Origin of the sequence: Nonomuraea sp. NPDC049625, from assembly GCF_040675285.1 — a bacterium.
GTDB classification, from domain to species: domain Bacteria; phylum Actinomycetota; class Actinomycetes; order Streptosporangiales; family Streptosporangiaceae; genus Nonomuraea; species Nonomuraea angiospora_A.
Genome location: NZ_JBFAOQ010000001.1, coordinates 752,059 through 778,165, shown reverse-complemented (window position 1 = coordinate 778,165; position 26,107 = coordinate 752,059). Strand labels below are relative to the sequence as shown.

Sequence of the window (26,107 nt, the reverse complement as noted above, 5' to 3'; positions counted from 1 at the left end):
CCAGACCGTCCCTTTACCAAGACGGCCGGATGTGGACCCGGTTACAGCCCCAGCCGGGTGAGCCCGGACAGGTGCACACGGGCCGCCGCACGCGCCTGCGCCGCCGTCGTCTGCGCCCGCGCGGCCTCGGCGGCCCGCTCGCACTGCTCGAGCGTGTGCGCGGCCAGCACGGCGCGTACGGCGGGCAACGCCGCGGCGCCCATCGACAGCGAGGAGACCCCGAGCCCGACGAGCACGCAGGCCAGCGCCGGGTCGGCGGCCGACTCGCCGCAGACGCCGCACGGCTTGCCCGCTCTCGCGGCGGCGGCCGCGGTCATGGCGACCAGGTCCAGCAGCGCGGGCAGCCACGGGTCGTGCAGCGCGCTCACGGCGCCGACCTGGCGGTCCGCGGCGTAGGCGTACTGGGCGAGGTCGTTGGTGCCGATCGAGACGAAGTCCACCCGGGTGAGCAGCTCGCGGGCGCGCAGCGCGGCCGACGGGACCTCGACCATCGCGCCCACGTTCGTCAGGCCCCTGGCCCGGCACTCCTGCGCGAACCACGCGGCCTCCTCGGCCGTGGCCACCATCGGCGCCATCACCTGGAGCCGTTCGGAGGCGATGGCCGCGAGCGCGCCGAGTTGCGCCGCCATGACGTCGGGGAATCTCCTGAACCTGCGCAGCCCCCGCTCACCGAGCGCCGGGTTCGGCTCGGCGGGCCCGGGCAGGAACGCCAGCGGCTTGTCCGCGCCCACGTCCAGGGTTCGCACGACCACCTTGCCGCCGGGGAACGCCTCCAGCGCCGCGCGGTAGGCCCGCCGCTGCTCCCCCGTGGACGGCGGCTCGGTCCTGTCGAGGAAGAGGAACTCGGTGCGGTAGAGCCCGATCCCCTCGGCCCCGGCGTTGACGGCGTCGTCGAGGTCCGCGGGGCCGCCGATGTTGGCGAGCAGCGGAACCGGGTGCCCGTCGGCGGTCCTGCCCGGTCCCTTCGCCGCGGCGATCGCCGCCTGCCGCGCGGCGTCCGCGCCGACCGCCTCGGCCACGTCGGACTCGGCCGGCTCGACGCGTACGTCTCCCGACGTGCCGTCGGCCATCACCCGGACGCCCGGCGGGATCTCCAGCGCGCCCGGGCAGGCCACGACGGCGGGCACGCCCATCGCCCTGGCCATGATCGCGGTGTGGCTGGTGGGGCCGCCCTCCTGGGTGACGAACGCGGCGACGTCCTCCTTGCGCAGCATCGCCGTGTCGGCGGGCGCGAGGTCCCTGGCGACCAGCACGTACGGCTCCTCGGGCGCGACCGGGAGCCCCTGCATGGCGTGCCCGTAGAGCAGCGCGATCACGCGGTCCCTGATGTCGTCGAGGTCGGCGGCCCGCTCGCCCAGGTAGCCCCCGGACCCGGCCAGTACGTGCCGATATTTCGTGAAAGCTTCAAAAACCGCCCTCGGGGCGGCCAGGCCGCGGTCGATCAACGTTCGCACCTTGACGACCAGCCCGGGATCCTCGGCCATCAGCGCCTGGGCCTTGAGGATCTCCTCGGCCTCGCCGCCCGCCTGGTTCCCCCGGGCCTCCAACTCTCCCGCGACCTGTGTGAGCGCGGCCATCGCGCGCTCCTTCTCCTGATCCGCCTCACCGGTGTAGGTGGCGCCCTCGGGGGGTTCGGGCACGGAGACGGTCAGCACGTACGCGGAGCCGTGCCCGATGCCCGGGCTGACCCCGACCCCCCGCAGGTTCATGGCGCCGCGGCGATCGCGGCCAGCTCGTCGAGGACCTCTTCCGACCCCTCGCCCTCCGCGCTGATCACGACGGTCTCGCCCTGCCTGACGTCCAAGGCCATGATCGCGAGGATGCTCTTGCCGTTGACCTGCTGGCTGCCGTGGGACTTCGTCACCGTGATGTCCATGGGGGCCTTCTTCGCCCGCTGGACGAACGTCGCCGCGGGCCGGGCGTGCAGCCCCACTTCCGCCGCCACGGTGACCTTGCGCTCACCCATTACTCCTCCTTCTGGTGCCGGTCCAGACCAGCCGGACCCTCGTGCGATAGCGCGTGTACATTCTGCCGTCTCGGCGAACACGCTCGTTCCGGAGCTATTCCCATCGAAAGAGCTCGTCCCCCGCGTGAACCGCCCCCTCCGCGACCTCCGTCACGGCCCCGGAGAGGGCGTCGAGCGCGACGACCGGGCAGACCGGCGAGCGGCCGCCCGCCTCGACGACCGCCGGGTCCCAGGCCACGACGGGCTGACCGGCGCTCACGCGGTCGCCCTCGGCGGCCAGGAGCTCGAACCCCTGGCCTTTGAGCTGGACCGTGTCGATGCCCAGGTGCACCAGGACGCCTCTGCCGTCGTCTCCGACGATGACGTACGCGTGCGGATGCAGTTTCATGATCTTTCCAGCTATGGGGGCTACGGCCTTGCCCGGCCCGCGCAGCGGGTCGATCGCGGCCCCCGGCCCGACCAGCCCGGCGGAGAACACCGGGTCGGGCACGGCGGCCAACCCCACAGCTGCCCCCTCAACCGGGGCGAGAACAGTCGTCATGGTCTCGCCCTTAGCCGATGATGTCCTCGATGTCGCTGGCGATGGTGTCCGCCTCCGGCCCGACGACGACCTGGACCACGTTCCCCGCGGCCATCACGCCGTGCGCGCCCGCCGCCCTGAGGGCGGCCTGATCGACCTTGGACGCGTCGTGCACCTCCGTGCGCAACCGGGTGATGCAGGGCTCGATCTCGATGATGTTGTCGGCCCCGCCCAAACCGGCGATGATCGCGTTCGCGTCAGCCGCCATCCGGCCCTCCCTAGAGCTCTTGTGACCAGGCTATTTCAGTCGGTCTGGGTGACCTTGTTCAGCCCGCGCGGCGCGTCGGGGTCGATGCCGAGCCTGCGGGCCAGCGCCTCGGTGAGCAGCTGACCGGGCACGATCAACCCCATCGGAGCCACCCATTCGGGCAGGTCGGGGCCGTTCAGCGCAGCGGTGCCCGCCCGTGCGAGCGCGTCGCCGCCACCGATCGTGTACGCCGCCGCGCCCGCGGCCACCACCCGCTCGGCCAGCGCGACCGTACCGGACAGGGTCGGGCTGTTCTCGGCGGCGACCAGCAGCGCGGGCGTGTCGGCGTCGACCACGGCGATGGGGCCGTGCAGCAGGTCGGCGTAGGACAGGCCCATGGCGTGCAGGTAGCAGGCCTCCTTGAGCTTCAGCGCCGTCTCCAGGGCCGTCGAGAACGCCAGCCCGCGCCCGGACACGACCACGCCCGGCTTGTCCAGCAGGCCCTCGACCACGGCCTCCAGGTCGCCCGGCTCGGTGATCAGCTTCTCCACCGCCTCGGGCACCCGCCGCAGGTCCTCCGCGTCCACGTCGGCGCCCAGGCCCAGCGCGAGCACCGCCAGGGCCGCGAGCTGCGTCGTGTACGTCTTGGTCGCGGGAACGGCCTTCTCCTCGCCGGCGACCGTGCACAGGGCCACGTCGGCGGCCTGCGCGAGGGGGCTCTGCTCGCCGCCGTTCGTGATGCCGACGGTCCTGGCCCCGCAGTCCTTGGCCCAGGCCAGCGTCTCGACGATCTCCTCGGTGCGCCCCGACTGCGAGATCGCGACGGCCAGCACCCCGTCCAGGTCCAGCTTGCGCTTGTACGTCGTGGCGATCGAGGGAGCGGCCAGCGCGGCCAGGCGGCCCGCGTGTGATTCGACCAGGTATCGCCCATAAACTGCAGCATTGTCAGAGGTACCGCGCGCGATGAACAGCAGCTGGCGAGTCTGCTCGCCCACTGCTCTCACCTCGTCGACCCTCGGCAGCAGGGAGTCCAGGGTGGCCCGCAGCGCGGCCGGCTGCTCGGCGATCTCGCTGCGCATCTTCGTGGTCATCTTGGGCTCTTTCCTTGATCGACTGCGACGCGGACTTGACCGTCTTTCGCGACATGTGGTCTAGTCCGGACTAGACCAGTACGAACCATAACCCATTGCCAAGGTCGCGATCGAGGGGAGGATCCGTGGCGCACATCGATCCGGACAGCCCGGTGCCCAAGTATTTCCAGCTCCGCGAGATCCTGTTGGACCTCATCGACAGCGACGAGCTGAGCATCGGGGCGGCCATCCCGTCCGAGCGCGAGCTCTGCCAGCGCTTCGGCCTGTCCAGGATGACCGTACGGCAGGCCGTCGACCACCTCGTGTCCGAGGGTCGCCTGCACCGGGTGCCGGGCAAGGGGACGTTCGTCGCCCGGCCCAAGATCGAGCTGGCGCTGCAGCTGACGTCGTTCACCGACGACATGAGGGCGCGGGGCATGATCCCGGGCTCGCGCGACCTCGATCGCCGGACCGTGCGGGCCAGCGCGCACCTCGCCAAGGAGCTGGGGATCCAGCCGGGCGAGGAGGTGCACTTCATCGAGCGGCTGCGGATGGCCGACGGGGAGCCGCTGTCCATCGAACGGGCGCACATCCCGGTCAAGCTCGCCCCCGACCTGGGTTCCCACGACTTGTCGGATAAATCACTTTATGAGCTGCTGGAGAGCCGCTACGGCCTGGTCATGGACGCCGGCGAGCTCACCATCGACGGCGGCATCGCCGACCCGAGCGACGCGGACCTGCTGAAGCTCCCGCGCGGCGGCGCCGTACTGCTGCTGCAGCGCAGGTCGTTCGCCGGCGGCATCTGTGCGGAGCTGGGCGTGTCCACGTATCGTGCGGATCGCTACCAGTTGCGCACCATCCTGGAAATGCCCGTAAGACGGGGCTGAGGCCTCACCCGGCTCGGAGGAACGCCCGGTGAACGAGACCACCGCCGCCCGGCCTTCGCCGTTCGCTCGCGTGATGACCGTGCTCCAGCGGCTGGGCCGCTCCCTCATGCTGCCCATCGCCGCCCTGCCCGCCGCCGCCCTGCTGCTGCGCTTCGGCCAGCCCGACATGCTCGGCTCCAACGGCGCCGAGCCGGGCGGCCTGGCGGACGTGGCCGGGTTCGCCTGGATGAACCAGGTCGCCGAGGTGCTGGCCGCGGCCGGCGCGGCGCTGTTCGAGAACCTGCCGTTGCTGTTCGCCGTGGGAGTGGCGATCGGCTTCGCCCGCAAGGCCGACGGCTCCACCGCCCTGGCCGCCGTGGTCGGCTACCTGGTCTTCGACCGGGTGACCAAGGTGATGTTCTTCGGCTCCGACATCCGCGACACCGTCCTCATCAAGGAGGCCCAGGCCCAGGGCATCAAGGAGATCATCAACTACGGCATGCAGAACCCGACCAAGGTCCTCGGCGGCATCGTCATGGGCCTGGTCGCCGCCCTCCTCTGGCAGCGCTTCCACCGCATCAAGCTGCCGTCCTGGCTGGCCTTCTTCGGCGGTCGCCGATTCGTCCCCATCATCACCTCCATCGTGGCCCTGCTCCTCGGCGTGGTCTTCGGCTGGCTCTGGCCGGTGATCGGCGAGTGGATCCGCCACGCCGGCGAGGCCCTGGCCGCCATCGGCCCGATCGGCACCGGCATCTACGGCCTCATCAACCGCCTGCTCATCCCCCTCGGCCTGCACCACTTCGTCAACTCCGTCGTCTGGTACGTGGTGCCGCAGTGCGAGGTGGGCGGCCGGGTGCTGGGCGGGGACTGGAACTGCTACTTCGGTGGCGCCCCGCACGCCGGCCAGTTCATGGCCGGCTTCTTCCCCGTCATGATGTTCGCCCTGCCCGCCGCCGCCCTCGCCATGTGGCGCGCCGCCCCACCCCACCGCCGCGCCACGGTGGGCGGCATCATGCTCTCGGCCGCCCTGGCGTCGTTCGTCACGGGGATCACGGAGCCGATCGAGTTCGCCTTCATCTTCGTGGCCCCCCTGCTCCTGGTGGTGCACGCCATCCTGACCGGCCTGGCCATGGCCCTGACCACCTTGATCGGCGGACAACTGGGATTCGGCTTCTCCGCCGGCCTGCTCGACATGCTCCTGAACGCCAGCAAGTCGAACACCCAGAATTTGCCCGGGATCCTGATCTTGGGGGTGGTTTACGGCGTCGTCTACTACGCCGTCTTCACCTTCCTCATCCGCAAACTCAACATCCTCACCCCGGGCCGCGAACCCGAACCAGACCTCGACTCAGGCGAAACCTAGCCCCCAACCCCACACCCCCACCCCAAGCCGCTCCACCCACCCGCAGAGACGCCCCACGGCCGCGCCCGGCGCCCACCAACGGCGAGACGGCGGCACCCACCACAGCCCAGCCTGGACGCCATACACGGGACGCCCACGCAGCCCCACAACCACCGCGCCACGGACGACACGCCCTCCCAGCCCCGACCACCGCCCGGCCGAACGCCCCGCGAGCGAGCCCCACAAGCCCAGGCCACCCCGCCGCAGCGCCACACCGCCGCCCCACGCGCCTCGCCCCGCCCTCCAAAGCGCCGCGTCGGCGAGACGCCCCACGGCCGCGCCCGGCGCCCACCAACGGCGGAGCCCACTCGCACCCCGAAAAAGGGACGACCACCACCCCACTACGCGCATGCCCAAAAGGGTTTGGGGCGCCCGCAACACAGCCAATCACGTCCGGAATAGCCACCCACCCCCACCCCAAGGGGATCCAACTTCCAAAAATCTTCTCCATCAAAGACGGACAAACCCAGCCACCCCCAGGAGAAGTTGGCGGCATTTGTATTCCTGGCCCAGACCGAAAACTCCTTATAACGATTCTTTCTTCGTCCAAGAATTTGGAGGATGCGTGTCAACAACCCCCCGCATCGGCGTCACCCCCACCCCCGAACCCCCCTACGACGAAGAGCAGCCGACATCGGAAATCGCACCCCCGGAAATCCACGGCACCCTGGCCCTGGACCCCCGCCCCCTCGTATGGGGCCCGCCGGGATCCATCCCCGATGAGCGCAAGCTGCGCCACCTCGGCCAGGCGCTGGCAGAGGTGCTCGCGGGCCGCCGACCGCCGGAGACCGTGGCCGACAAGCTCACAGCTCGCGCCTACCGAGAGCTGGTCCAGGCAGGCAAGATGATCAGGACCAGCCGCCCCCCGTTCGCCGGCAGCGTGCACGTCAAGGAGCCCAGAGACGGTGCCGTGGAGATGTGCATGCTGGTGCACTGTGGCGACCGCAACCGCGTCCTGGCGATACGGCTCGAACGGAGGGGCGCCCAATGGCTCTGCACGGACTTCGAAACGGCGTAGAAAAAGGCATTTAAAGAGCTCAGAAAGACATGGCAGAAAAAAGAGACCCCCACACGAGGTGGGGGTCTCAAAAAGAAGCGTCAGGCGGCGTTCTTGGGATCGCCGTGGCAGCGCTTGTACTTCTTGCCCGACCCACAGGGGCAGGGCGCGTTGCGCTCCACGTTTCCGTACGCGGCCCGCTCCGCCGAAGTGGTGCGGACGCGGGTGTGCTCGACCTCGCCCTGCTCGCCGGGCGCGGAGTATTCGAGCTCGGCCGGACGCTCAGGCCCGCGCAGCCCGCGCGCGATGATCGAGCGGGTCTCCGCGATGGCCGCGTCCTCCTCCTCGACGATCGGGTTTTCCTGCACCTCCACCTCGAGGTTGAACAGGAACCCGACCGAGTCCTCCTTGATGCCCTCGAGCATCGCGGCGAACATCTCGAAGCCCTCGCGGGCGTACTCGATCTTGGGGTCCTTCTGCGCGTAGGCCCGCATGCCGATGCCCTCGCGCAGGTAGTCCATCTCGTACAGGTGCTCGCGCCACTTCCGGTCGAGGACCGAGAGGATCACGCGGCGCTCCAGGTCGCGCGTGGTCTCGGGGCCGAACTCCTCCTCGCGCCTGGCGTACGCCTCGAGCGCGTCGGCCTTGACCTTCTCGGAGATGAACTCGGCGGTCAGCTCTTCGCGAGAGCCGGCCTCCTCGATGAGGTCCTCGATCCTGATCGAGATCGGGTAGAGCTCCCCGAACGCCTTCCACAGCTTGTCGAGGTCCCACTCCTCGGCGAAGCCCTCGGACGTGGCGCCCTGCACGTAGCCGTCGATCACCTCGCCGACGAAGCCGCGCACCTGCTCGTGCAGGTCGGCGCCCTCCAGCACGCGGTGGCGCTCGGCGTAGATGACCTTGCGCTGGCGGTCCATGACCTCGTCGTACTTCAGAACTTCCTTGCGGATCTCGAAGTTCTGCTGCTCGACCTGGTGCTGGGCGGAGGCGATGGCCTTGGAGACGATGCCCGACTCGATCGGCTGGTCGTCGGGGATCTGCAGCCTGGTCATGATCATCTCGACCCTGGCCGAGTTGAACAGGCGCATGAGGTCGTCGCCGAGCGACAGGTAGAACCGCGACTCACCGGGGTCGCCCTGACGGCCGGAGCGGCCGCGGAGCTGGTTGTCGATGCGGCGCGACTCGTGGCGCTCGGTGCCGAGAACGTAGAGGCCGCCGAGCGAGGTGACCTCGTCGTGCTCGGCCTTGACCGCCGCCCTGGCCTTCTCCAGCGCCTCGGGGTAGGCCTTCTCGTACTCCTCCGGCGTCTCGACCGGGTCGAGGCCGCGCTGGCGCAGCTCGAGGTCGGCGCGGAACTCGGAGTTGCCGCCGAGCATGATGTCGGTGCCTCGACCGGCCATGTTGGTGGCGACGGTGACCGCGCCCTTGCGCCCGGCCTCGGCGATGATCGACGCCTCACGCGCGTGGTTCTTCGCGTTGAGCACCTCGTGCTGCACGCCGCGGCGCTTGAGCGCCTTGGACAGCCGCTCGGACTTCTCCACCGAGGTCGTGCCGACGAGCACCGGCTGGCCGGCCTCGTAGCGCTCCTTGATGTCCTGGACCACCGCGTCGAACTTGGCGTCCTCGGTCTTGTAGACCACGTCCGCCTGGTCCTTGCGGACCATCGGCCGGTTGGTCGGGATCGGGACGACACCCAGCTTGTACGTCTGGTGGAACTCGTTGGCCTCGGTCGCGGCCGTACCGGTCATTCCGCTCAGCTTGGTGTAGAGGCGGAAGTAGTTCTGCAGGGTGACCGTGGCGAGAGTCTGGTTCTCGTCCTTGATCTTCACGCTCTCTTTGGCCTCGATGGCCTGGTGCATGCCCTCGTTGTAGCGGCGCCCGTGCAGGATGCGGCCGGTGAACTCGTCGACGATCAGGACCTCGCCGTCGGCGACGATGTAGTCCTTGTCCTTCTTGAACAGCTCCTTGGCCTTGAGCGCGTTGTTCAGGAAGCCGACGAGGTGGGTGTGCTCGGGCTTGTAGAGGTTGTCGATGCCGAGCCAGTCCTCGACCTTCTCGACACCGGCCTCCAGGATGCCGACCGTGCGCTTCTTCTCGTCGACGATGTAGTCGCCGGTGCTCTCCTCGCCCGGGTTCTTCGCCTCGATGCCCCTGCGCAGGCGGGGCACGATCTTGGCGAACTCCTGGTACCACTTGCCCGACTGCTCGCCGGGGCCGGAGATGATCAGCGGCGTACGGGCCTCGTCGATCAGGATGGAGTCGACCTCGTCGACGATCGCGAAGTTGTGGCCACGCTGCGCGCACTCCTCGAGCGACCACGCCATGTTGTCGCGCAGGTAGTCGAAGCCGAACTCGTTGTTGGTGCCGTACGTGATGTCGGCCTCGTACTGCTTGCGCCGCTCGTCGGGCTGCTGGCCGGCGACGATGCAGCCGACCTCGAGGCCGAGGAACCGGTGGATGCGGCCCATGGTCTCGGCGTCACGCTTGGCCAGGTAGTCGTTGACCGTGATGACGTGGACGCCCTTGCCGGAGATGGCGTTGAGGTACGCCGGAAGCGTACAGGTGAGAGTCTTGCCCTCACCGGTCTTCATCTCCGAGATGTTGCCCAGATGGAGGTTGGCGCCGCCCATGATCTGCACGTCGTAGGGCCGCTGGCCGAGCACGCGGCGGGCCGCCTCGCGCACGGTCGCGAACGCCTCGGGAAGCAGATCGTCGAGCGTTTCACCGTCTGCATGGCGCTGCTTGAACTCATCCGTCAGCGCACGCAACTCCGCGTCGGACAGGCTCGTGAAGTCGTCCTCGATGGAGTTGACCTGGTCTGCGATCCGCTTGAGCTTGCGCAGGATCTTACCTTCGCCGGCACGTAGGATCTTGTCGAGAATGGCTGCCACTTTATGTAAAGCTCCTCGCAGGTCTACCCCGGCGGCGCCGCCAGGAGGAGAGGCCGAGACAAACTTCCCCGTTGCCATCGTAGGCGGTTCCGCAACCAGACACAGCCACCGTGACGACGAGGGCGCAACACCCATCTGGGAGAATGGGTCAAGGCAGAGGGTATGCCGGTTGAGAGCCGGCTCGCACCAATAAGCGCGATAACCGGCAAAGGAAGGATTAATCATGGTTGAGGGGAAGAAGTCGGAGCATACGGAGAATCTCGGCAGCCACGCCGGGCGCGCGTCATCGTGGCTGGCGGTGACGGTGATGCTGGTGGGCACGGTGGTGGCCGGCTTCGGCCTCACGGCCGCCAACTGGACGCTCGTCTGGATCGGCGCCGGAGTGTTCGTCGTGGGCGGCGTCCTGGCCCTTGTCTTCGATATCTTCACCGACGTCGTGATCGACGCGCCCCGCGTGGGCATGCACGCTGAAGATCACCGCTGACGCACGCTTCACCGGGCGGGCACCCACCCACGGGTGCCCCGCCAGCTCCCATCTCCCACGCTCTGTGCGCCGCCGGTGACCGGTTCTCCCACACCGGCCGCGAGCACCTCGAAGCCGCCGACCTTGGCCTTTCGTAATAGACGAGCACAATCCCCGTAACGACGAGCCCGCCGCGCGTGTCGGGCGGGGATGAGGGGTGGCGTACGCGGCGTACGAGCCACAGGGCCGGACCGTACGAGCCACAGGGCCGGACGTACGGCGCTGGAGGCCTTGGGGCCTGCTTCGGGCGCCGTCGCCTGCCGCCCGGCCGCTCTCAGGCGGCATCGGCGGGCCCGATCGGCGTCGGCGGGGCAAGACGGCTGGCTTTGACGGCGGGCAGACCGGACGCGGTGACGCCGTGACGACAACCGAACGCCGTGACGCCAACCGGACGCGGTGACGCAGACCGGACGCGGAGACGCCGACCAGACGCGGTGACGCAGACCGGACGCGGTGGCGCCGACGGTCGAGGACCGGGCGATATTGACAAGCGGCCCGCCGGGCGAGGATGGCGGCGAGCCGGGGGCGCCTGGCGTGGGCCGGCGGTAGTCCGGGCATTGGCTGGCGGCAGTCCGGACGTTGGCTGGTGGCGGGCCAGGTGTGGGCGGTGCCAGCTAGCGGGCGATGGGCGACCTCCACTGCCGACGGGCACGGGTGACGTCGACAAGGCGTCAGGCGGGCGCGGAACACATTCGGCGCGGGACACATCCGCGCGGGACACATCCGCGCGGGACACATCCGCGCGGGACACATCCGCGCGGGACACATCCACGCGGAACACATTCGGCGCAGGACACATCCACGCGGAACACATCCACGCGGGACACATCCACGCGGGACACATCCACGTGGGAGGCATCGGCGGGGGCGGTCGGTGTTGGTGGGGCCGGTGGCGTTGGCGGTGGGTGGGCCGGGGCGCGGATGGCGGGGGTGTGCCCAAAGGGTGGGGCGGGCGGGGATGTTTTGTCGGTGGCCGTCGCTACATTGCTCGCATGCATCGCCATACGCAATCGCAGCCATGACCGGCACCATCGACCTGACCCTCGACGAGGCGCGCCGGATCATCCTCCGCTCCCAGGGCATGATCGGCGCCGACGCGCGCAAGGGCGGGGCGCACGCGATGCTGCGCAGGCTGGGCGCCGTGCAGCTCGACACGATCTCAGTGCTCGCCCGCTCCCACGAGCTGGTCGCCTACGCCCGCCTGGGCGCGGTGGGACGGGCCAGCATCGAACGGGCCTACTGGCACAACCCCGCCCAGAGCTTCGAATACTGGTGCCACGCCGCCTGCATCCTGCCCGTCGAGCACTGGCCCCTCTACTCGTTCCGGCGCCGGGCGTACCGTAAGCGGCGCTACCGCTGGCACGAGGTCCCCGACGGGGTGGACAAGCTGCTCGAGCAGGTACGCGAGCAGGGCCCGCTGACGACCTCGGACGTCGGCGGGGCCAAGAACGGCGGCCCGTGGTGGGACTGGTCCGACTCCAAGATCGGCCTGGAGTGGCTGCTCGACATCGGCGAGCTGGTCTGCAGCCGCCGTGTCGGCTGGCGGCGCGTCTACGACCTGGCGGAGCGCGTGGTCCCAGCGGAGCTCCTGGCCGACGACCTCTCCGACGAGGAGTGCGTCGTACGCCTGGCCGCCGTGGCGGGCCGGTCCCTGGGCGTGGCCAACAGGACCGACCTCATCGACTTCCTGCGCCTGAAGGGCGAGTACGCCGCCATGCTCGACGAGGCCCTGCGCAGCGGCGCGGCGGGCCTCGTGCCCGTGACGGTCGCGGGCTGGCCGGGCAAGAAGGGCTCCCCCAACGCCTGGGCGGACCCGGCGGCGCTGGAGTCCGAGCCGCGCGGGCGCCATCGCACGACGCTGCTGTCACCGTTCGACTCCCTCATCTGGCACCGCGGCCGCACCGAGCGCGTCTTCGGCTTCCAGTACACGCTCGAGCTGTACGTCCCCAAGCACAAGCGGGTCCACGGCTACTTCACGATGCCCGTGCTGGCGGGCGGCCGGCTGATCGGCCGCGTCGACCCGGCCCGTGAGGGCAGCACACTGGTGATCCGGCAGCTCCACCTGGAGCCGGGCCTGTCGCCCGCCAGGTGGGCCGACGCCCTGGCGGACGCCCTGTGGTCTGCGGCGGAGTGGGTGGGCTGCGATTCCGTACGGGTCGAGCACGCCGATCCGCCCGAGCTCGTCCCGATCCTGAACGCCGCCGCCACCGCCCGATAGCACCCCAGCACGACGGCGCCAGGCGGGCGGACGCGGGTAGCGAGCGCGGGTGGCTGCCTATCTCCAGGCTGCCCAGATGTGGGCGGGAGTGAGACGGCTTGCGGGCTGCGGCGACGGGCCCGAGTGGGTGCCCGCCTCCAGACCGCCCAGATGGGCGCGGGGGTGAGACGGCTCGCGGGCTGCGGCGACGGGCCCGAGTGGGTGCCCGCCTCCAGGCCACCCAGGTGGGCGCGAGAGTGAGCCTGCCTCCAGGCCGCCCAGATGGGGGCGGGAGTGACGGCTTGCGGGCGGCGATGGCCGTGCCTGTCCCTTGACCGCCCAGGTGGGAACGGGGGCGGCACGACCGCCGGGGCGTGGGTGAATGCCCGCCCGGATGGGAACCGAGGGGACGGGATCTCGCGGGCGGCGGTGGTTGCCCTGTCCCCTGCCTGGCCGCCCAGACGAGGAACCGGGGCGACGCGGCCTCCGGGGCGTGGGGACTGACTGTCCCTGACAGCCCGGATGGGAAACAGGGGACCCGGCCTCGCGGGTGGCGATGGCTGCCTGGCCCTGAGCCGTCCAGGTGAGAGCCGGGGTGAGGCTCCCCGCATGGACGGCTAGGTGATCTCCAGCATGCGTTCCCGCACCGCGTACACCACGGCCTCCATCCTCGAGTGCAGTTGCAGCTTGTCGAGGATGTTGCGTACGTGGTTCTTCACGGTGTTCTCGGAGATGAACAGCTGCTTGGCGATCTCGCGGTTGTTCATCCCCTTGGCCACCAGCCGCAGGACCTCCATCTCGCGATCGGTCAGGCGGGGGACGGGGAGCTGGGGAGGGCGCTCGGACTCCTTGCGGCTCATGTTCTGGAATTCGCTGATGAGCTTGGCGGCCATCGCCGGGTTGATTAAGGACTGGCCCTCGTGCACGCCGCGCACCGCGGCCGGCACGTCGTTGATCTGGACGTCCTTGAGCAGGTAGCCGGTGGCGCCTGCCTTGATGGCCTCGAAGAGGTCTTCTTCCTCGTCGCTCACCGTCAGCATGATGACGCGCGTGCTCGGGACCGAGGCCTTGATGCCCTTCGTGGCCTCGATCCCGTCCTGCCGTGGCATACGCACGTCCATGAGCGCGATGTCGGGCATGAGGCGGTTGGCCAACTCGACCGCCTCCTGCCCGTCGCTCGCTTCGCCGACCACCTCGATGTCGGGCTCAGCGGCCAGCGCGAGAGCCAGGCTCCGCCGGATCAGCTCGTGATCGTCAACGATCAACACGCGGATCGGCTCGGTCGCTGGGGTACGGACCTCGCCGGACTCGGTCACGAGGCCTCCTTGATCCGCCTCGCGACAGCCTTCGCTTCGCTTCGCTCGCTCATCTGAACCTGACTGAGCTCGCTCACGTCTCCTCCTCGTCGGGGGGCCAGAGCCGTTGAACCGCAATGATGGCACGGGAGCCGCGGTTCTCGGGTGGTCGAGAAGATCTTTTAGCGCGCGATCATGGCTCTACGAGCCGCAACACGCCGTAGTTGTAGCCGCGTCTGTTGTAGACCACGCACGGCTGGCCGCTCTCCTTGTCACGGAACAGGTAGAAGTCGTGCCCGACCAGCTCCATCTCGAGGAGGGCCTGGTCGATGGTCATGGGTTCCGCTTTGTGGAACTTCTCTCGGACGACGAGCGGCCCTTCGCCGTCCATCTCGATCGGGACGATGTCGTCGTAGCGCTGGTCGCGCTGAACCTGCTCGTCCTCTTCGGCCTCGGCGGGGGCGGTGGCCTCCCGCGGGGCCAGGTCCGCGACGTCGGGGAGTGCCGCGGTGATCTCCGCCACAGAGGGCGGGCAGTGGTTGCCGTGGTGGACCTTGCGCCGGTCGGCCAGCCGCCTGAGGCGGCCTTCCAGCTTGTCGAGGGCCATGTCGAGGGCTGCGAATCGGTCGTCGGCCGAGGCTTCGGCGCGGATGGCCGGTCCTCGAGAGTGAATGGTGAGCTCGACGCGCTCGCGCTGGTCAGCGAGGCGCGGATTGCGTTCTTTCGACACCTCCACATCGACTCGGATGAGTTTGTTGTCCAGACGTTCGATCCTGGCCAGCTTGGTCGTCACTTGGTCACGGAACCGATCACTCACACCTGTGTGCCGGCCCTTGACGATGATGTCCATGCAACAGCCCCCCTTCGGTCTAGCGACTGAGCAAGAGCGCCCGACGACGTGCCTGTCGGACGGGGTCTGCTGTCTGCCTTTCTGTCACCGTTACCCTCTTCCGACTCTGCGTCACCGGGAACTCGGTTGGCACCCGTCCGGCCGACCTGGTCTTCGACCCCACATCCGCCTGCTGAGGGTTTCGCAGCTCTGTTGCCACTACTGCCCTTCTCTTCTGGCGAGGGACATCTGGACCCTCGGGAAGGCAGGACTTACCCCTAAGCCGCACCGTGATCGGTCGACAAAGAGTCGCCTTACGTGGACCGTTTTGCCTGCGGCTGGCATCGGCTAGCAGAGTCGGGGACCCCGACCCTGCGCAACCACGGACCCGAACGGGTGCCATGTCAGAACGCTATCCGCATCCTGCGCGAATGTCAGCCGGAGGATCGGCCAAAGGATCACGTACCGTGATTTTCCCGAGGTCCTCATGCTCTCCCAAATGCCCTATTTAACCGGTCGGCAACCCTTATGAGGATGGAGCTCCCGCCCACTGAGCAGCCCTGCCGCCCCCTTGGGGGAAGTGACATGTGGCCTCGTGGTGAGGATAGCGATGTGGATCTTTCTTTACTCACCGTAACCGTAATCCTTTTCAAGATCTTCGGCGTGTCGCGGCCACGGTCGCGGCGAGCGGCACTCGCACCCCCGCCGAGCTCAGCACCCTGGCGGCCTCCACGAGGGTGGCCCCGGTCGTGACGATGTCGTCCAGGAGCACCGCACAGGCCGCTGGAGGGCCTTTCGCGGCCCGCCGCACCTGGAGTGACCCCGCGAGGTTGGAGCTCCTCTCGGCGGAACTCAGCCCCGCCTGGTCGGCCACCCGCCGCGCCTGGCCCAGCGCCGGCCAGGCCTCGGCCCGCAGGCCCCACGCCCGCAGCCGACCGGCGGCCAGCACCGCCAGCCGGCCGACCGGGTCGTGGCCCCGGTGCCGGCGCGTCCGCCGCGCGCTCGGCACCGGCACCACCACGAACCGCCCGCCGGCCCAGGGTGCCTTCGCGCCGTTGACCGCCGTCACGACGGTGAACGCCACGGCCTCCGCCAGCACCTCCGCCAACGTCACCGCGCCCCGCTCCTTGTACGCCACGACCGCCCTGCGCACCGCGCCCTCGTACGGTGCCGCCGACCAGCAGTCGGGCAGGCCGTCCGGCACGGGCTCGGGCAACCGCCTGGCGGGCGCGCCGACGAGCTCGGCCTGACAGCCCGCGCACCACCGCGCACCACCGGCGGCGCACCCGGCGCAGGACTGCGGGAGGACGAGGTCGAGCACGGCGGTCAGCACGCGTGCCAGGATGCCGCCCGCGACCGACAATTTCCGTCCGGGCCGACGAGCGGCCGGCCCGGGGAGAGACGAGCGGCTAACCCAGGGGGAAGAGCGGCGTGCTGGCGCCGGATTCGATCTTGGGGGTCCAGGACTGCCGGTCCTGGCCGAGCTCCATGATCTGGTTGCCCTTGGCCGTCTTCGCCTCCGCCAGCACGCGGTCGTTCACCGCGGCCACCGCCGCGAGCGGCTCCTTCAGCGGCACTCCCTCGATCTCCCCGTCTCCCACGTTGATCTCGTTGAGCACCTGCCCCGCCTGACCCTCCACCAGCACCAGCAGGTGTTCGTCATCCTCCCAGGCCACGTCGAGGATCTTGTTTCCCCCCTCGGTGGTGGTCAGGGCCTGGAAGTTGCCCAGCATCATCCCCGCGGCCCCACCCGTGAGCGCGCCGATCTGGACCGTGTTCTGACCGGTGGTGACCGCCACCCGCACGCCGTCCCTGGCGATCCTGAGCCGGGTGACGTCCAGCCCGGTCAGCTTGGGCGCGGAGATCCGCTGGGGTCCCTTCCCGCTGAGCGGGTCGTACCGGAGCAGGGCGGCGTTCGTCTGGTCGTAGGTCCACAGGGACCCGTCGCGGTGCCACGTGGGCGGGGTCAGGGTGCCCTGGATGACCTCCTGCCAGCGCCCCGACTGCGTCAGCGCCGCCACCGAGATGCCGGTGGAGGTCTGGGCGGCGACGTACCCACCGTCCTTGGACAGGGCGAAGCCGTGGAAGCCGTCGCGCTCCTGCCCCGCCGGACCCGGCACGCTGCCCGCGGGCCCGTCCTTGCTCATGTAGTGGACCGCGCCCTTGCTGATGTAGTACGCGGCGTCGCTGGTGGCGTCCAGCCAGTCGTCGTCGGAGTCGGGCCGGTCGATGGAGTAGGACTCCCCGTTCACCTGGATCTCGATGACGCGGCCCTTGGCGATCTCGTTCTTGTTCAGGCTGTACCTGATCTGGGCCCGCAGGGAGTCCTCGGCGCCCAGGTCAAGGGTGTCGAGGGGGCCGGAGAGGTTGATCACCACGCGGTCCTCGCCGGACCTGATCGACTCGACCTTGGTGTCGAGCGGGAAGCTCGTCGTCACCGCCCCCTGCAGGGCCGAGGTGGGGCTCTTGAGCAGGCGCTGCAGGATGGTCTGCGCGTACGTCTCCGTCGGCTTCAGCCGCAGGCGCACGCGGTCCACGACCAGCGTGTTCGGGCTGTTGCCGTTCAGGTAGTAGAGGTTCGTGGCCCGGTACGCGCGGCTCACGTCGGAGTCGGTGAGCAGCAGCCCGTTGGGCAGGCTCTTGACCAGGTAACCGCCGCCTTCGGCCTTCACGAGCTCGAAGGAGTCCACCCAGGGACCGGCGGTGGGGGCGTACGAGTCGTCCTCCTTGATGCGCGCCACCCACCGGCCCTTGACCGTGACCTTCTCCACCGGCTCCGTCGCCTCGCGCTCGGTGGGAGGCACGATCTCGAACGCGTCGTCGATCACCGTCACCGGCCCCGAGGCGCTCCACTTCGCCCGCGCCTCCTGGGTCAGGTACTGGGGCAGGATGGTCGGGTCGTCGGCGTAGGCGGCCATGGCCGCCTGCAGACCCCTGATCGTCTGCTCCTCGTTCCAGGTCTTGTCGGGCGGGAAGGCGATCATGCGGTGGAACGGCTTGCTCAGCGGGTCGCCGCTGCCGGCCTCGTTGACGGTGATGGGACCGGTCACGGGGATCACGGTGCAGCCGGAGCCCGCGCAGACCACCGCGACCCCGATCACGAACACCGCGCCGAGCCGCCACACCCGTTCACGCCGCCTAGTCGTCGTCATGGTCGGCCCCGTCCGCCGAGGCCGGCAGCAGCACCGGCGTCATGGCCGTACGCCACGTACGCCGCATCTCGATCTCCGGCGGCACCAGCGACAGCGGCGAGCCCTTCAGATCGGCCCCGGCCGTCCTCGGCAGCGTCAACCTGAACTGCGAGCCCTCCCCCGGCTGTCCCCAGGCCTGCAGCCAGCCGCCGTGCAGCGTGGCGTCCTCGCGCGAGATCGCCAGCCCGAGCCCGGTGCCGCCGATCGTCCGCGCCCGCGACGGGTCGGCCCGCCAGAACCGGTCGAACACCATCGTGTCCTCGCCGCCCTTCAGCCCGATCCCGTGGTCGCGCACGGCGACCGCGACCGCGTCCCGGTCGGCGCCGACGGTGACCACGATGTCCCTGCCCTCGCCGTGCTCGATGGCGTTGAACAGCAGGTTGCGCAGGATCCGCTCGACCCTGCGGTTGTCGATCTCGGCCATGCACGGCTCGTTCGGCAGCCGGAGCTCGAAGCGGGTCGTGTGCCGCTCGGCCAGCGCCTCGGAGTCGGCGATGGCCCGCAGCACCACGTCGCGCACGTCCACGGGGTCGAGGTCGAGCGTGGCGGCGCCGGCGTCGTAGCGGCTGATCTCCAGCAGGTCTGCCAGCATCGACTCGAACCGTTCGAGCTGGGCCTGCATGAGCTCCGCCGAGCGGGAGGCCATCGGGTCGAAGTCCTCGCGGGCGTCGTAGAGCAGGTCGGCGGCCATGCGCACGGTCGTCAGCGGCGTGCGCAGCTCGTGGGAGACGTCGGAGACGAACTGCCGCTGGACCTGCGAGAGCTCCTCCAGCTGGTGGATCTTCAGCGCCAGGTTGGCGGCCATCTCGTTGAACGAGTTCGCCAGGCGGGCCAGGTCGTCCTCGCCGCGAACCTTGAGCCGTTCGTCCAGTTTGCCGGAGGCCAGGCGCTCGGCGGCCTGGCGCGCCAGCCGCACGGGAGTGACGACCTGGCGGGCGACCAGGTACGCGATGGCGGCGAGCAGCAGCACGAGCCCGAGGCCGACCACGACGATGGCCAGCCGGACGTTGGACAGCAGCTCCTCTTCGTCCGTGAACGGGAAGAAGTGGTAGACCTCGTAGCTCTGGCCGCTGGAGGGCACGTGCACGGTGCCGCCGACCACGTACGTGAGCCGGGGCTGGCTCTCGCCGGCGAACTTGATCTTCTCGATGGAACCGACGGTCTTCTTCTGCACGTTGTGCCGCAGGCTCTCCGGCACGTTGGACGGCACGACCCCCCCGGACGCCCGCGACTGGCCGGGGATCGCCTGGTTGAGTATCAGCACGTCGTAGCGCTTCTTGGAGCCGTTCTCACCCGATCCGGTGACGATGTCCATGACGTCGTCGAGCGGGTTGGCCGAGCCCTTCTTGCCGCTGTCGGCGGGCTTGGTCGGGTCGTCGGTCTCGGGCGCCAGCGCGTCGGCGATCTGGAGGCGGTCGGCGAAGGCCTCGCTGGCGGAGGAGCGCTGGCTGCTCTGCACGACCGACCGGTTGATCTGCTCGGACAGGAACGTGCCCAGCACGACCACCACGATCACGGAGATCACCAGCGTGCTGGTGACCACCTGGAGCTGGAGCGAGCGCCGCCACACGCTCCGTGTCCTGCCTGCCGCACGGCGCACCCGCCGGCGAACGCCGCCCAGAATCTGGCGGAATGTCCGTCGGCGGAAACGCTTCTTCTTCGCCGGGGGCACGGCAGGTCGGGACGTGGACTAGGCGGGGCCGGCTTTGTAGCCGACGCCGCGGACCGTCACCACGATCTCGGGGTGCTCGGGGTCCTTCTCGATCTTGGCCCTGAGCCGCTGCACGTGCACGTTGACCAGCCGCGTGTCGGCCGCGTGCCGGTAGCCCCAGACCTGCTCGAGCAGGACCTCGCGGGTGAACACCTGGCGCGGCTTGCGGGCCAGCGCGACCAGCAGGTCGAACTCCAGCGGCGTGAGGTTGATCGTCTCCTCGCCCCGCTTGACCGAGTGCCCGGCCACGTCGATGGTGATGTCGCCGATCTGGAGGATCTCGGGGGTCGGCTCATCGGTGCGGCGGAGCCGCGCCCGCACCCGGGCCACGAGCTCCTTCGGCTTGAACGGCTTGACGATGTAGTCGTCGGCCCCGGACTCCAGCCCGAGAACGACGTCGATCGTGTCGCTCTTGGCCGTGAGCATGACGATCGGAACCCCCGACTCAGCCCTGATCCTGCGTGCGACGTCGATGCCGTCCGCCCCCGGCAGCATCAGGTCGAGCAGGACCAGATCCGGGCGTGTATCCCGGAACGCATCGAGGGCCTTGTCGCCGTCGGAGACAAAAGACGGCTCGAAGCCTTCCCCTCGCAGGACGATCCCCAGCATCTCGGCGAGAGCGGCGTCGTCATCGACGACCAGCACGCGACCTTTCATGGCCCCTCATTCGTTCTACGCATTGTGGGACATACCCGCACGATCGCTGAAGGTTACCCTTGGTGGGCCCATGGGTGTGACATGAGCCATGCAAAAGGCGAATTTTAGGTCCGCCCCCCGCGACCGCAATCTCAAGTCTGCGGTAACAGAGCAACTTTCTGCCATCCCCTGGACGTGAACCTCGACCGGATTCTCCGTCGAATACGGCAAGGATGAGACGGCGAATGCGCTCAGCGACACCAATGCCCCGTTCAGCATGCCAGGATTGGGATATGTCAGACGGTCACGGTCCCCCGCCCGAGACGCCATCAGGCTGGTCGGCCGAACAGCCCCCGCCCTACAGCGCCCCGCCGGCCTCCCCGTGGACCGCGCCAGGCGCGCCACAGCAGATGCCCTACGGGCAGCCGTACGGGGAGCCCCTTCAGCAACAACAGCCACTGGGACCCGGGCCCCAAACACCCTATCCGCCCTATCCGCATCCTCAGCCCGGTTACGGCTACGCGCCGCCACCACCGGCGCTGAGACCGGGCATCATCCCGCTGCGCCCCCTGGGCCTCGGTGACATCCTCGACGGCACGATCAAGCTGATCCGGTCCAACCCGAAGGCCGTGCTCGGCCTGTCGGCCGTCGCCGCCCTGCTCGCCTCCGTGCCCGTGGCCGTCGGCCAGGCGTTCGTGCTCGACTCCATGAGCGGCGCGTTCACCGACCCCGAGAGCGCGTACACCTCCTCCGACCAGCTCACCAGCGTGTACGGCCTCGCCGCCCAGTACGGCGGCACGCTCGTCTCGTACATGGTCCAGTTCGTCGTGGTCACGCTGCTGACCGGCGTGCTGACCAGGATCCTCGGCCGCGCCGTCTTCGGCGGCACCATCACCGCCGGGGAGGCGTGGCGGCTCGTCAAGGGCAGGGCGCCCGCGCTGTTCGGCGTCGTGGCGCTGATGGCCGTCATCATGCTGGTGCCGCTGGTCGTGATGGTGCTGCTCATCGTGGTGGTCGCGTTGAACGTCTCCTCCGGCGCGGCAGGCGTGGTCCTCGGGCTGACCTTCCTGTTCATGATCGCCTACCTCGGCTACTACCTGTTCTTCACGACCCGCTTCGCCTTCGCCTCGCCCATCGTGGTGCTGGAGGGCAGGGGGGCGATCGAGGCCATGCGGCGCTCGTGGCACCTGGTGACCGGCGACTTCTGGCGCGTCTTCGGCATCCTGCTGCTCACGTCCCTGCTGGTCGGGCTCGTGGCGGGCGTCCTGTCGGTGCCCTTCACGCTGGCGGGCACGCTGTTCGGCATGTTCGGCGCGGGCTCGGTGGCCACCACCGTCGTGTCGGCCGTGCTCATCGCGCTCGGCGGCACGCTCGGATCGATGCTCACCTATCCGTTCCAGGCCGGGGTCGCCGGCCTGCTCTACGCCGACCGGCGCATGCGCAGCGAGGCGTTCGACCTCGTGCTGCAGACGGCGGCCATCGAGCAGCAGCGCCAGGGATGGGTGCACTCCTCCGCGGACGAGCTCTGGCACCCCTCCAACTCCGCCAGGCCGTGAGCCCGATCGACAGGGAGGAGGCCGCGCGCCGGGCCGCGGAGGAGCTCCTCAAGCCTGCATACGAGAAGGAGTCCCTGCTCGACCTGATCTACCGGCGGGTCATGCAGTTCCTCGGCGACCTGGTGGACACGGCCGCGGGCGGGGGCGCCGCCGGAGGGGTCATCGCCTCCGTGATCATCGTGCTGGTCATCCTCGCGCTGATCGTGCTGATCTCGTGGCAGCTCCGCAAGGCCAGCCGCAAGAACGCGCTCGCCGTGGGCGGGCTGTTCGGGGAGCGGGTGATGACGGCGGCCGAGCACCGGGCGGCGGCCGCCGGGCTGGCCGCCGAGCAGCGCTGGACCGAGGCCGTCCAGGAACGGCTCCGCGCCATCGCCCGTGACCTGGAGGAACGCGCGCTCGTCGACGGCATGCCGGGGCGCACGGCCGACGAGCTGACCAGTGAGGCGGCACTCTCGCTGCCCGGCTTCGCCACGAGGCTGGCGGCTGCCGCCCGGTCGTTCGACGACGTGACGTACGGCGGTGTGGCGGGCACGCGGGAGGCGTACGAGGAGATGGCCGACCTGGACGAGCAGCTCCGCCAGGCCCGCCCGGTCCCGGTCGGGGCCGGCGCGGCGGCCACGGCCTGGACCCCGGTCGGCGCGGCCACGGGCGAGCGGCCCGGGACGGGCGGGACCGCATGAGCGTCCTCACGCGCCCCGCCGACGGCGCGTCGTACTCGACCTCGCCCACCGCGCGCTCCACCTGGCGCGGCAGCCGGATCATCGTCCTGCTCGGCCTCATCGTCGTGCTCATCGCGGTCGCGGGCGTCCTGTTCGGCCCGGAGCGGGGCCCGTCGCGGGCCCTGGATCCCGACGACACCACTCTGGCGGGCTCCAAGGCGCTGGCCGAGGTGCTCAGGTCACGGGGCGTCACGGTGGACCGGGTCGACTCCGTGGAAGCCGCCGCCGCCAAGGCCACGACCGGCAACCGGCTGCTGCTGATCACCGACATGTCGTACTTCGACGAATACAGCCTGACCCGGATCCAGGGCGACCGGCTGATCGTCGGCGACCTCCCCGGTCTCGACGCGCTCGCCCCCGGCGTGCGCAGCGAGCCGGCCCCGGCGCGCACGCGCTCGCGCGAGCCCGAGTGCTCGCTGCCCGCCGCCCGGGCCGCGGGCAGCGCCTACCTGGGCGGCGCCGTCTTCCGCGGCCCCACCGGGGCCACCGGCTGCTACCCGGCCGGCGACGGATACACGCTGGTCAGCTTCCCGCAGGCGGGCGGCGTGACCACGGTCGTCGGCGACGGCGGCTTCATGACCAACCAGCGCCTGGCCGAGGACGGCAACGCCGCGCTCGCGCTCAACCTGATCGGCACCGGCAGGCCCGTGACCTGGCTGGTCCGCCCCGCGACCCCGCCACCCGTCGCCGAGCTGCCGGGCGAGCGGGGCAAGTCGATGTACGACCTCATGCCCGAGAGCATCCGCTGGACCGTCTACATGTCCCTCATCGCCCTGGCTCTCACGGCGTTCTGGCGGGGCAGGCGGCTGGGCCCCGTGGTGACGGAGAAGCTGCCGGTCATCGTGCGGGCGGCCGAGACCGTCGAGGGCCGCGGCAGGCTCTACCGGGCCAGGCGCGCGCGGCAGCGGGCCGCGGAGTCGCTGCGCGAGGGCACGATCGACCGGCTCACGCCCAGGCTGGGGCTCGGATCGGGGGCCGGGCCGAACGAGGTCGTCGCGGCGCTCGCCGCCCGCACCGGCCAGGACGCCCACCAGGTCGGCGCGGCGCTCTACGGGCCGCCGCCGGTGGACGACGCCGGGCTCGTCGGGTTGGCCGGATATTTGGACTTCATCGAAAGGCAGGTCAGTGAACTCTGAGGAGACGTTCCGCGTCCCGAGCTCGGGCGACTCGGCGAGGGAGGCGCTGGGCGCGCTGCGCGCCGAGGTGTCCAAGGCCGTGGTCGGCCAGGACGCGGTGGTGACGGGGCTGGTCATCGCGCTGCTGTGCAGGGGGCACGTGCTGCTCGAAGGCGTGCCCGGCGTGGCCAAGACGTTGATGGTGCGCACGTTGTCGGCCGCCCTGTCCCTTGACTTCAAACGGGTGCAGTTCACGCCGGACCTGATGCCTGGTGACGTGACCGGCTCGCTGATCTACGACGCGAAGACCGCGGAGTTCGAGTTCCGCGAGGGGCCGGTGTTCACGAACCTGCTGCTCGCCGACGAGATCAACCGCACCCCGCCGAAGACCCAGGCGGCGCTGCTGGAGGCGATGGAGGAGCGGCAGGTCAGCGTCGAGGGCGCGGCGCGGCCGCTGCCCGACCCGTTCGTGGTGTGCGCGACGCAGAACCCCGTCGAGTACGAGGGCACCTACCAGCTTCCCGAGGCCCAGCTCGACCGGTTCCTGCTCAAGCTGACCGTGCCGCTGCCGCCGCGCGAGCAGGAGATCTCCGTGCTCGAACGGCACGCCCGCGGCTTCGACCCGCGCGACCTGAGCGAGGTCAAGCCCGTCGCCACGGCCGACGACATGGCGGCCGGGCGGGAGGCGGTCTCGAAGGTGCATGTGGCGCCCGAGGTGCTCGGCTACATCGTGGACGTGGCCCGCGCCACCAGAAACTCGCCGTCGCTGCAGCTCGGCGTCTCGCCACGTGGCGCCACGGCGCTGCTGGCGGCCTCGCGGGCGTGGGCGTGGCTGTCCGGGCGCCCGTACGTGACTCCTGACGACGTCAAGGCGCTGGCCAGGCCCGCGCTGCGGCACCGGATCCAGCTCCGGCCGGAGGCCGAACTGGAGGGCGCGACCGCCGACGGCCTGCTCGACGGCATCCTGGCCTCCGTACCGGTCCCGCGCTGATGGCTCTCACGGGACGTGCCGGGCTGGTCGCGGCGATCGGGATCGTCGTGGTGCTGCTGGCGCCGCAGCCCGGGGCCGCGCTGGCCGGGGTCTGCCTGCTGCTGGCCGCCGCGATCGTGGTGGACCTGGTGTTCGCCGGCGCGGTGCGCCCGCTGAGGTTCCACCGTTCCGGCGACACGCTCGTACGGCTTGGCCAGCGGGCCACGGTCGAGCTGATCGTCGAGAACCCGGGCCCCCGCCGGGTGCGCGGCGCGCTCAGGGACGCCTGGCCGCCGTCGGCGGGCGCCACACCGCGCGTCGCCGACCTGAACGTGCCCAAGGGCGAGCGCCGCAAGATCGTCGTGACGCTCGCCCCGACCAGGCGCGGCGACCGCTCGTCCGTGGCGGTCACGGTGCGCTCGGTCGGGCCGCTGGGCCTGGCCGCCCGCCAGGGCAGCCACCAGGCGCCGTGGTCGGTACGCGTGCTGCCGCCGTTCCTGTCGCGCAAGCACCTGCCGTCCCGGCTGGCCCGGCTCCGCGAGCTGGACGGCCAGCACCCGGCGCTGGTGCGCGGTCAGGGGACGGAGTTCGACTCGCTGCGGGAGTACGTGGTGGGCGACGACGTGCGCTCCATCGACTGGCGGGCCACGGCACGCCGCCACGACGTGGTCGTACGCACCTGGCGCCCGGAACGCGACCGCCGCGTGCTGATCGTGCTCGACACCGGCCGCACCTCGGCGGGCCGGGTGGGCGACGCGCCCATCCCCATGGCCGGGGCAACCGCGGGCGGCGCCGGGCTGCTCGTACGGCCGGATCCGCGGCCGGCGCCCGGCTGGCCGCGGCTCGACTGGTCGATGGACGCCGCGCTGCTGCTGGCCGCGCTGGCCGCCAGAGCCGGTGACCAGGTCGACTTCCTCGCCTACGACCGGGCGGTGCGCGCCTGGGTGAGCGGGGCGTCACGCACCGAGCTGCTGTCGTCGCTGGTCAACGTGATGGCACCGATCGAGGCGGAGCTGATCGAGGCCGACTCGCAGGGCATGGTCGCGGCCGTCCTGTCGCGGGCCAAGCGGCGCTGCCTGGTCGTGCTCCTCACCGACCTCAACGGGGCGGCTCTGGACGAGGGGCTCATGCCGGTGCTCTCCCAGCTGTCCTCGCGCCACCTGGTGCTGGTGGCCGGGGTGTCGGACCCCCGGGTGGCGGCCATGGCGGGGCGCCGGGCGTCGGCCGAGGAGGTGTACGACGCGGCGGCGGCCGAGCACGCCCAGCTCGAACGCCGGCGCATCACGGCCCGGCTGCGGCGGCACGGGGTGGAGGTCGTGGACGCGCCCCCGGAGGACATCGCCCCCGCGCTCGCGGACGCGTACCTGGCGCTGAAGGCGGCCGGGCGGCTGTAGGGCCTGGACCGG

21 protein-coding genes and 1 pseudogene are annotated in these 26,107 nt (G+C 70.4%); 10 read left to right on the top strand and 12 right to left on the bottom strand.

Annotation, left to right across the window (positions count from 1 at the left end):
* Positions 1 to 41: 41 nt before the first annotated feature.
* From ptsP to AB0J87_RS03795, 5 genes and pseudogenes are all read right to left on the bottom strand, one after another.
* Entirely contained in the window at positions 42 to 1,709 is a 1,668-nt protein-coding gene (gene ptsP, locus AB0J87_RS03815) for a phosphoenolpyruvate--protein phosphotransferase (RefSeq protein ID WP_363962496.1), read from the bottom strand.
* The gene (locus AB0J87_RS03810; protein ID WP_192790234.1) at positions 1,706 to 1,966 is read right to left on the bottom strand and encodes an HPr family phosphocarrier protein; all 261 of its coding nucleotides are present in this window, start codon (positions 1,964 to 1,966) and stop codon (positions 1,706 to 1,708) included. The genes ptsP and AB0J87_RS03810 overlap by 4 nt, the downstream gene beginning before the upstream one ends.
* 94 nt (positions 1,967 to 2,060) lie before the next feature.
* The gene (locus AB0J87_RS03805; protein WP_192790233.1) at positions 2,061 to 2,507 is read right to left on the bottom strand and encodes a PTS glucose transporter subunit IIA; all 447 of its coding nucleotides are present in this window, start codon (positions 2,505 to 2,507) and stop codon (positions 2,061 to 2,063) included.
* A gap of 10 nt (positions 2,508 to 2,517) precedes the next feature.
* Positions 2,518 to 2,757 (bottom strand): annotated as a pseudogene (locus tag AB0J87_RS03800) (PTS glucose/sucrose transporter subunit IIB); the annotation flags it as partial.
* Positions 2,758 to 2,789: 32 nt separating this feature from the next.
* The gene (locus tag AB0J87_RS03795; protein WP_350728419.1) at positions 2,790 to 3,824 is read right to left on the bottom strand and encodes an SIS domain-containing protein; all 1,035 of its coding nucleotides are present in this window, start codon (positions 3,822 to 3,824) and stop codon (positions 2,790 to 2,792) included.
* 125 nt (positions 3,825 to 3,949) lie between these two features.
* Between AB0J87_RS03795 and AB0J87_RS03790 the strand changes: the two genes are divergently transcribed.
* From AB0J87_RS03790 to AB0J87_RS03780, 3 genes are all read left to right on the top strand, one after another.
* Positions 3,950 to 4,690: a GntR family transcriptional regulator gene (locus tag AB0J87_RS03790; RefSeq protein ID WP_363962495.1), complete on the top strand. Its 741-nt coding sequence runs from the start codon at positions 3,950 to 3,952 to the stop codon at positions 4,688 to 4,690.
* A gap of 28 nt (positions 4,691 to 4,718) precedes the next feature.
* On the top strand, positions 4,719 to 6,032 hold the full coding sequence (locus tag AB0J87_RS03785; protein ID WP_363962494.1) for a PTS transporter subunit EIIC: 1,314 nt from the start codon (positions 4,719 to 4,721) through the stop codon (positions 6,030 to 6,032).
* A gap of 604 nt (positions 6,033 to 6,636) precedes the next feature.
* Positions 6,637 to 7,089: an Rv3235 family protein gene (locus tag AB0J87_RS03780; protein ID WP_363962493.1), complete on the top strand. Its 453-nt coding sequence runs from the start codon at positions 6,637 to 6,639 to the stop codon at positions 7,087 to 7,089.
* 80 nt (positions 7,090 to 7,169) lie between these two features.
* Here the strand turns inward: AB0J87_RS03780 and secA are convergent, their stop codons facing one another.
* The gene (gene secA / locus AB0J87_RS03775; RefSeq protein WP_363962492.1) at positions 7,170 to 9,959 is read right to left on the bottom strand and encodes a preprotein translocase subunit SecA; all 2,790 of its coding nucleotides are present in this window, start codon (positions 9,957 to 9,959) and stop codon (positions 7,170 to 7,172) included.
* Between the two features lie 223 nt (positions 9,960 to 10,182).
* Between secA and AB0J87_RS03770 the strand changes: the two genes are divergently transcribed.
* Both AB0J87_RS03770 and AB0J87_RS03765 read left to right on the top strand, forming a co-directional pair.
* Entirely contained in the window at positions 10,183 to 10,443 is a 261-nt protein-coding gene (locus AB0J87_RS03770) for an HGxxPAAW family protein (RefSeq protein WP_350728414.1), read from the top strand.
* Between the two features lie 1,057 nt (positions 10,444 to 11,500).
* Positions 11,501 to 12,700 carry a crosslink repair DNA glycosylase YcaQ family protein gene (locus AB0J87_RS03765; protein ID WP_363962491.1) on the top strand — a complete coding sequence of 400 codons (1,200 nt, stop codon included), beginning with the start codon at positions 11,501 to 11,503 and terminating at the stop codon, positions 12,698 to 12,700.
* A 596-nt stretch (positions 12,701 to 13,296) separates the two neighbouring features.
* Here AB0J87_RS03765 and AB0J87_RS03760 read toward each other — a convergent pair.
* The 6 genes from AB0J87_RS03760 to mtrA all read right to left on the bottom strand — a co-directional run bounded on the left by AB0J87_RS03760 (position 13,297) and on the right by mtrA (position 20,362).
* Positions 13,297 to 13,995, bottom strand: a complete 699-nt coding sequence (locus tag AB0J87_RS03760) for a response regulator transcription factor (protein WP_350728412.1) — start codon at positions 13,993 to 13,995, stop codon at positions 13,297 to 13,299.
* A 172-nt stretch (positions 13,996 to 14,167) separates the two neighbouring features.
* On the bottom strand, positions 14,168 to 14,824 hold the full coding sequence (raiA, locus tag AB0J87_RS03755; RefSeq protein ID WP_363962490.1) for a ribosome-associated translation inhibitor RaiA: 657 nt from the start codon (positions 14,822 to 14,824) through the stop codon (positions 14,168 to 14,170).
* Positions 14,825 to 15,452: 628 nt separating this feature from the next.
* Positions 15,453 to 16,136, bottom strand: coding sequence for a ComF family protein (locus AB0J87_RS03750; protein WP_363962489.1), 684 nt, complete (start codon positions 16,134 to 16,136; stop codon positions 15,453 to 15,455).
* Between the two features lie 76 nt (positions 16,137 to 16,212).
* Positions 16,213 to 17,955 carry an LpqB family beta-propeller domain-containing protein gene (locus AB0J87_RS03745; RefSeq protein WP_363962488.1) on the bottom strand — a complete coding sequence of 581 codons (1,743 nt, stop codon included), beginning with the start codon at positions 17,953 to 17,955 and terminating at the stop codon, positions 16,213 to 16,215.
* Positions 17,942 to 19,564: an MtrAB system histidine kinase MtrB gene (gene mtrB, locus AB0J87_RS03740; protein WP_363962487.1), complete on the bottom strand. Its 1,623-nt coding sequence runs from the start codon at positions 19,562 to 19,564 to the stop codon at positions 17,942 to 17,944. Before mtrB ends, AB0J87_RS03745 begins: the two co-directional genes overlap by 14 nt.
* Positions 19,565 to 19,684: 120 nt before the next feature.
* Complete coding sequence (gene mtrA / locus AB0J87_RS03735; RefSeq protein ID WP_043620615.1) at positions 19,685 to 20,362, bottom strand: MtrAB system response regulator MtrA; 678 nt, start codon at positions 20,360 to 20,362, stop codon at positions 19,685 to 19,687.
* 389 nt (positions 20,363 to 20,751) lie between these two features.
* Between mtrA and AB0J87_RS03730 the strand changes: the two genes are divergently transcribed.
* Genes AB0J87_RS03730 through AB0J87_RS03710 form a run of 5 tightly spaced genes read left to right on the top strand, consistent with a single transcriptional unit; the run spans position 20,752 to position 26,095 of the window.
* A complete protein-coding gene (locus AB0J87_RS03730; protein ID WP_363962486.1) occupies positions 20,752 to 21,897 on the top strand; it encodes a glycerophosphoryl diester phosphodiesterase membrane domain-containing protein in 1,146 nt (381 codons plus the stop codon).
* On the top strand, positions 21,894 to 22,577 hold the full coding sequence (locus AB0J87_RS03725; RefSeq protein WP_363962485.1) for a DUF4129 domain-containing protein: 684 nt from the start codon (positions 21,894 to 21,896) through the stop codon (positions 22,575 to 22,577). Before AB0J87_RS03730 ends, AB0J87_RS03725 begins: the two co-directional genes overlap by 4 nt.
* Positions 22,574 to 23,752: a DUF4350 domain-containing protein gene (locus AB0J87_RS03720; RefSeq protein ID WP_350728405.1), complete on the top strand. Its 1,179-nt coding sequence runs from the start codon at positions 22,574 to 22,576 to the stop codon at positions 23,750 to 23,752. The genes AB0J87_RS03725 and AB0J87_RS03720 overlap by 4 nt, the downstream gene beginning before the upstream one ends.
* A complete protein-coding gene (locus tag AB0J87_RS03715; protein WP_363962484.1) occupies positions 23,742 to 24,722 on the top strand; it encodes a MoxR family ATPase in 981 nt (326 codons plus the stop codon). Before AB0J87_RS03720 ends, AB0J87_RS03715 begins: the two co-directional genes overlap by 11 nt.
* Positions 24,722 to 26,095: a DUF58 domain-containing protein gene (locus AB0J87_RS03710; RefSeq protein WP_350728403.1), complete on the top strand. Its 1,374-nt coding sequence runs from the start codon at positions 24,722 to 24,724 to the stop codon at positions 26,093 to 26,095. The genes AB0J87_RS03715 and AB0J87_RS03710 overlap by 1 nt, the downstream gene beginning before the upstream one ends.
* Positions 26,096 to 26,107: the final 12 nt, after the last annotated feature.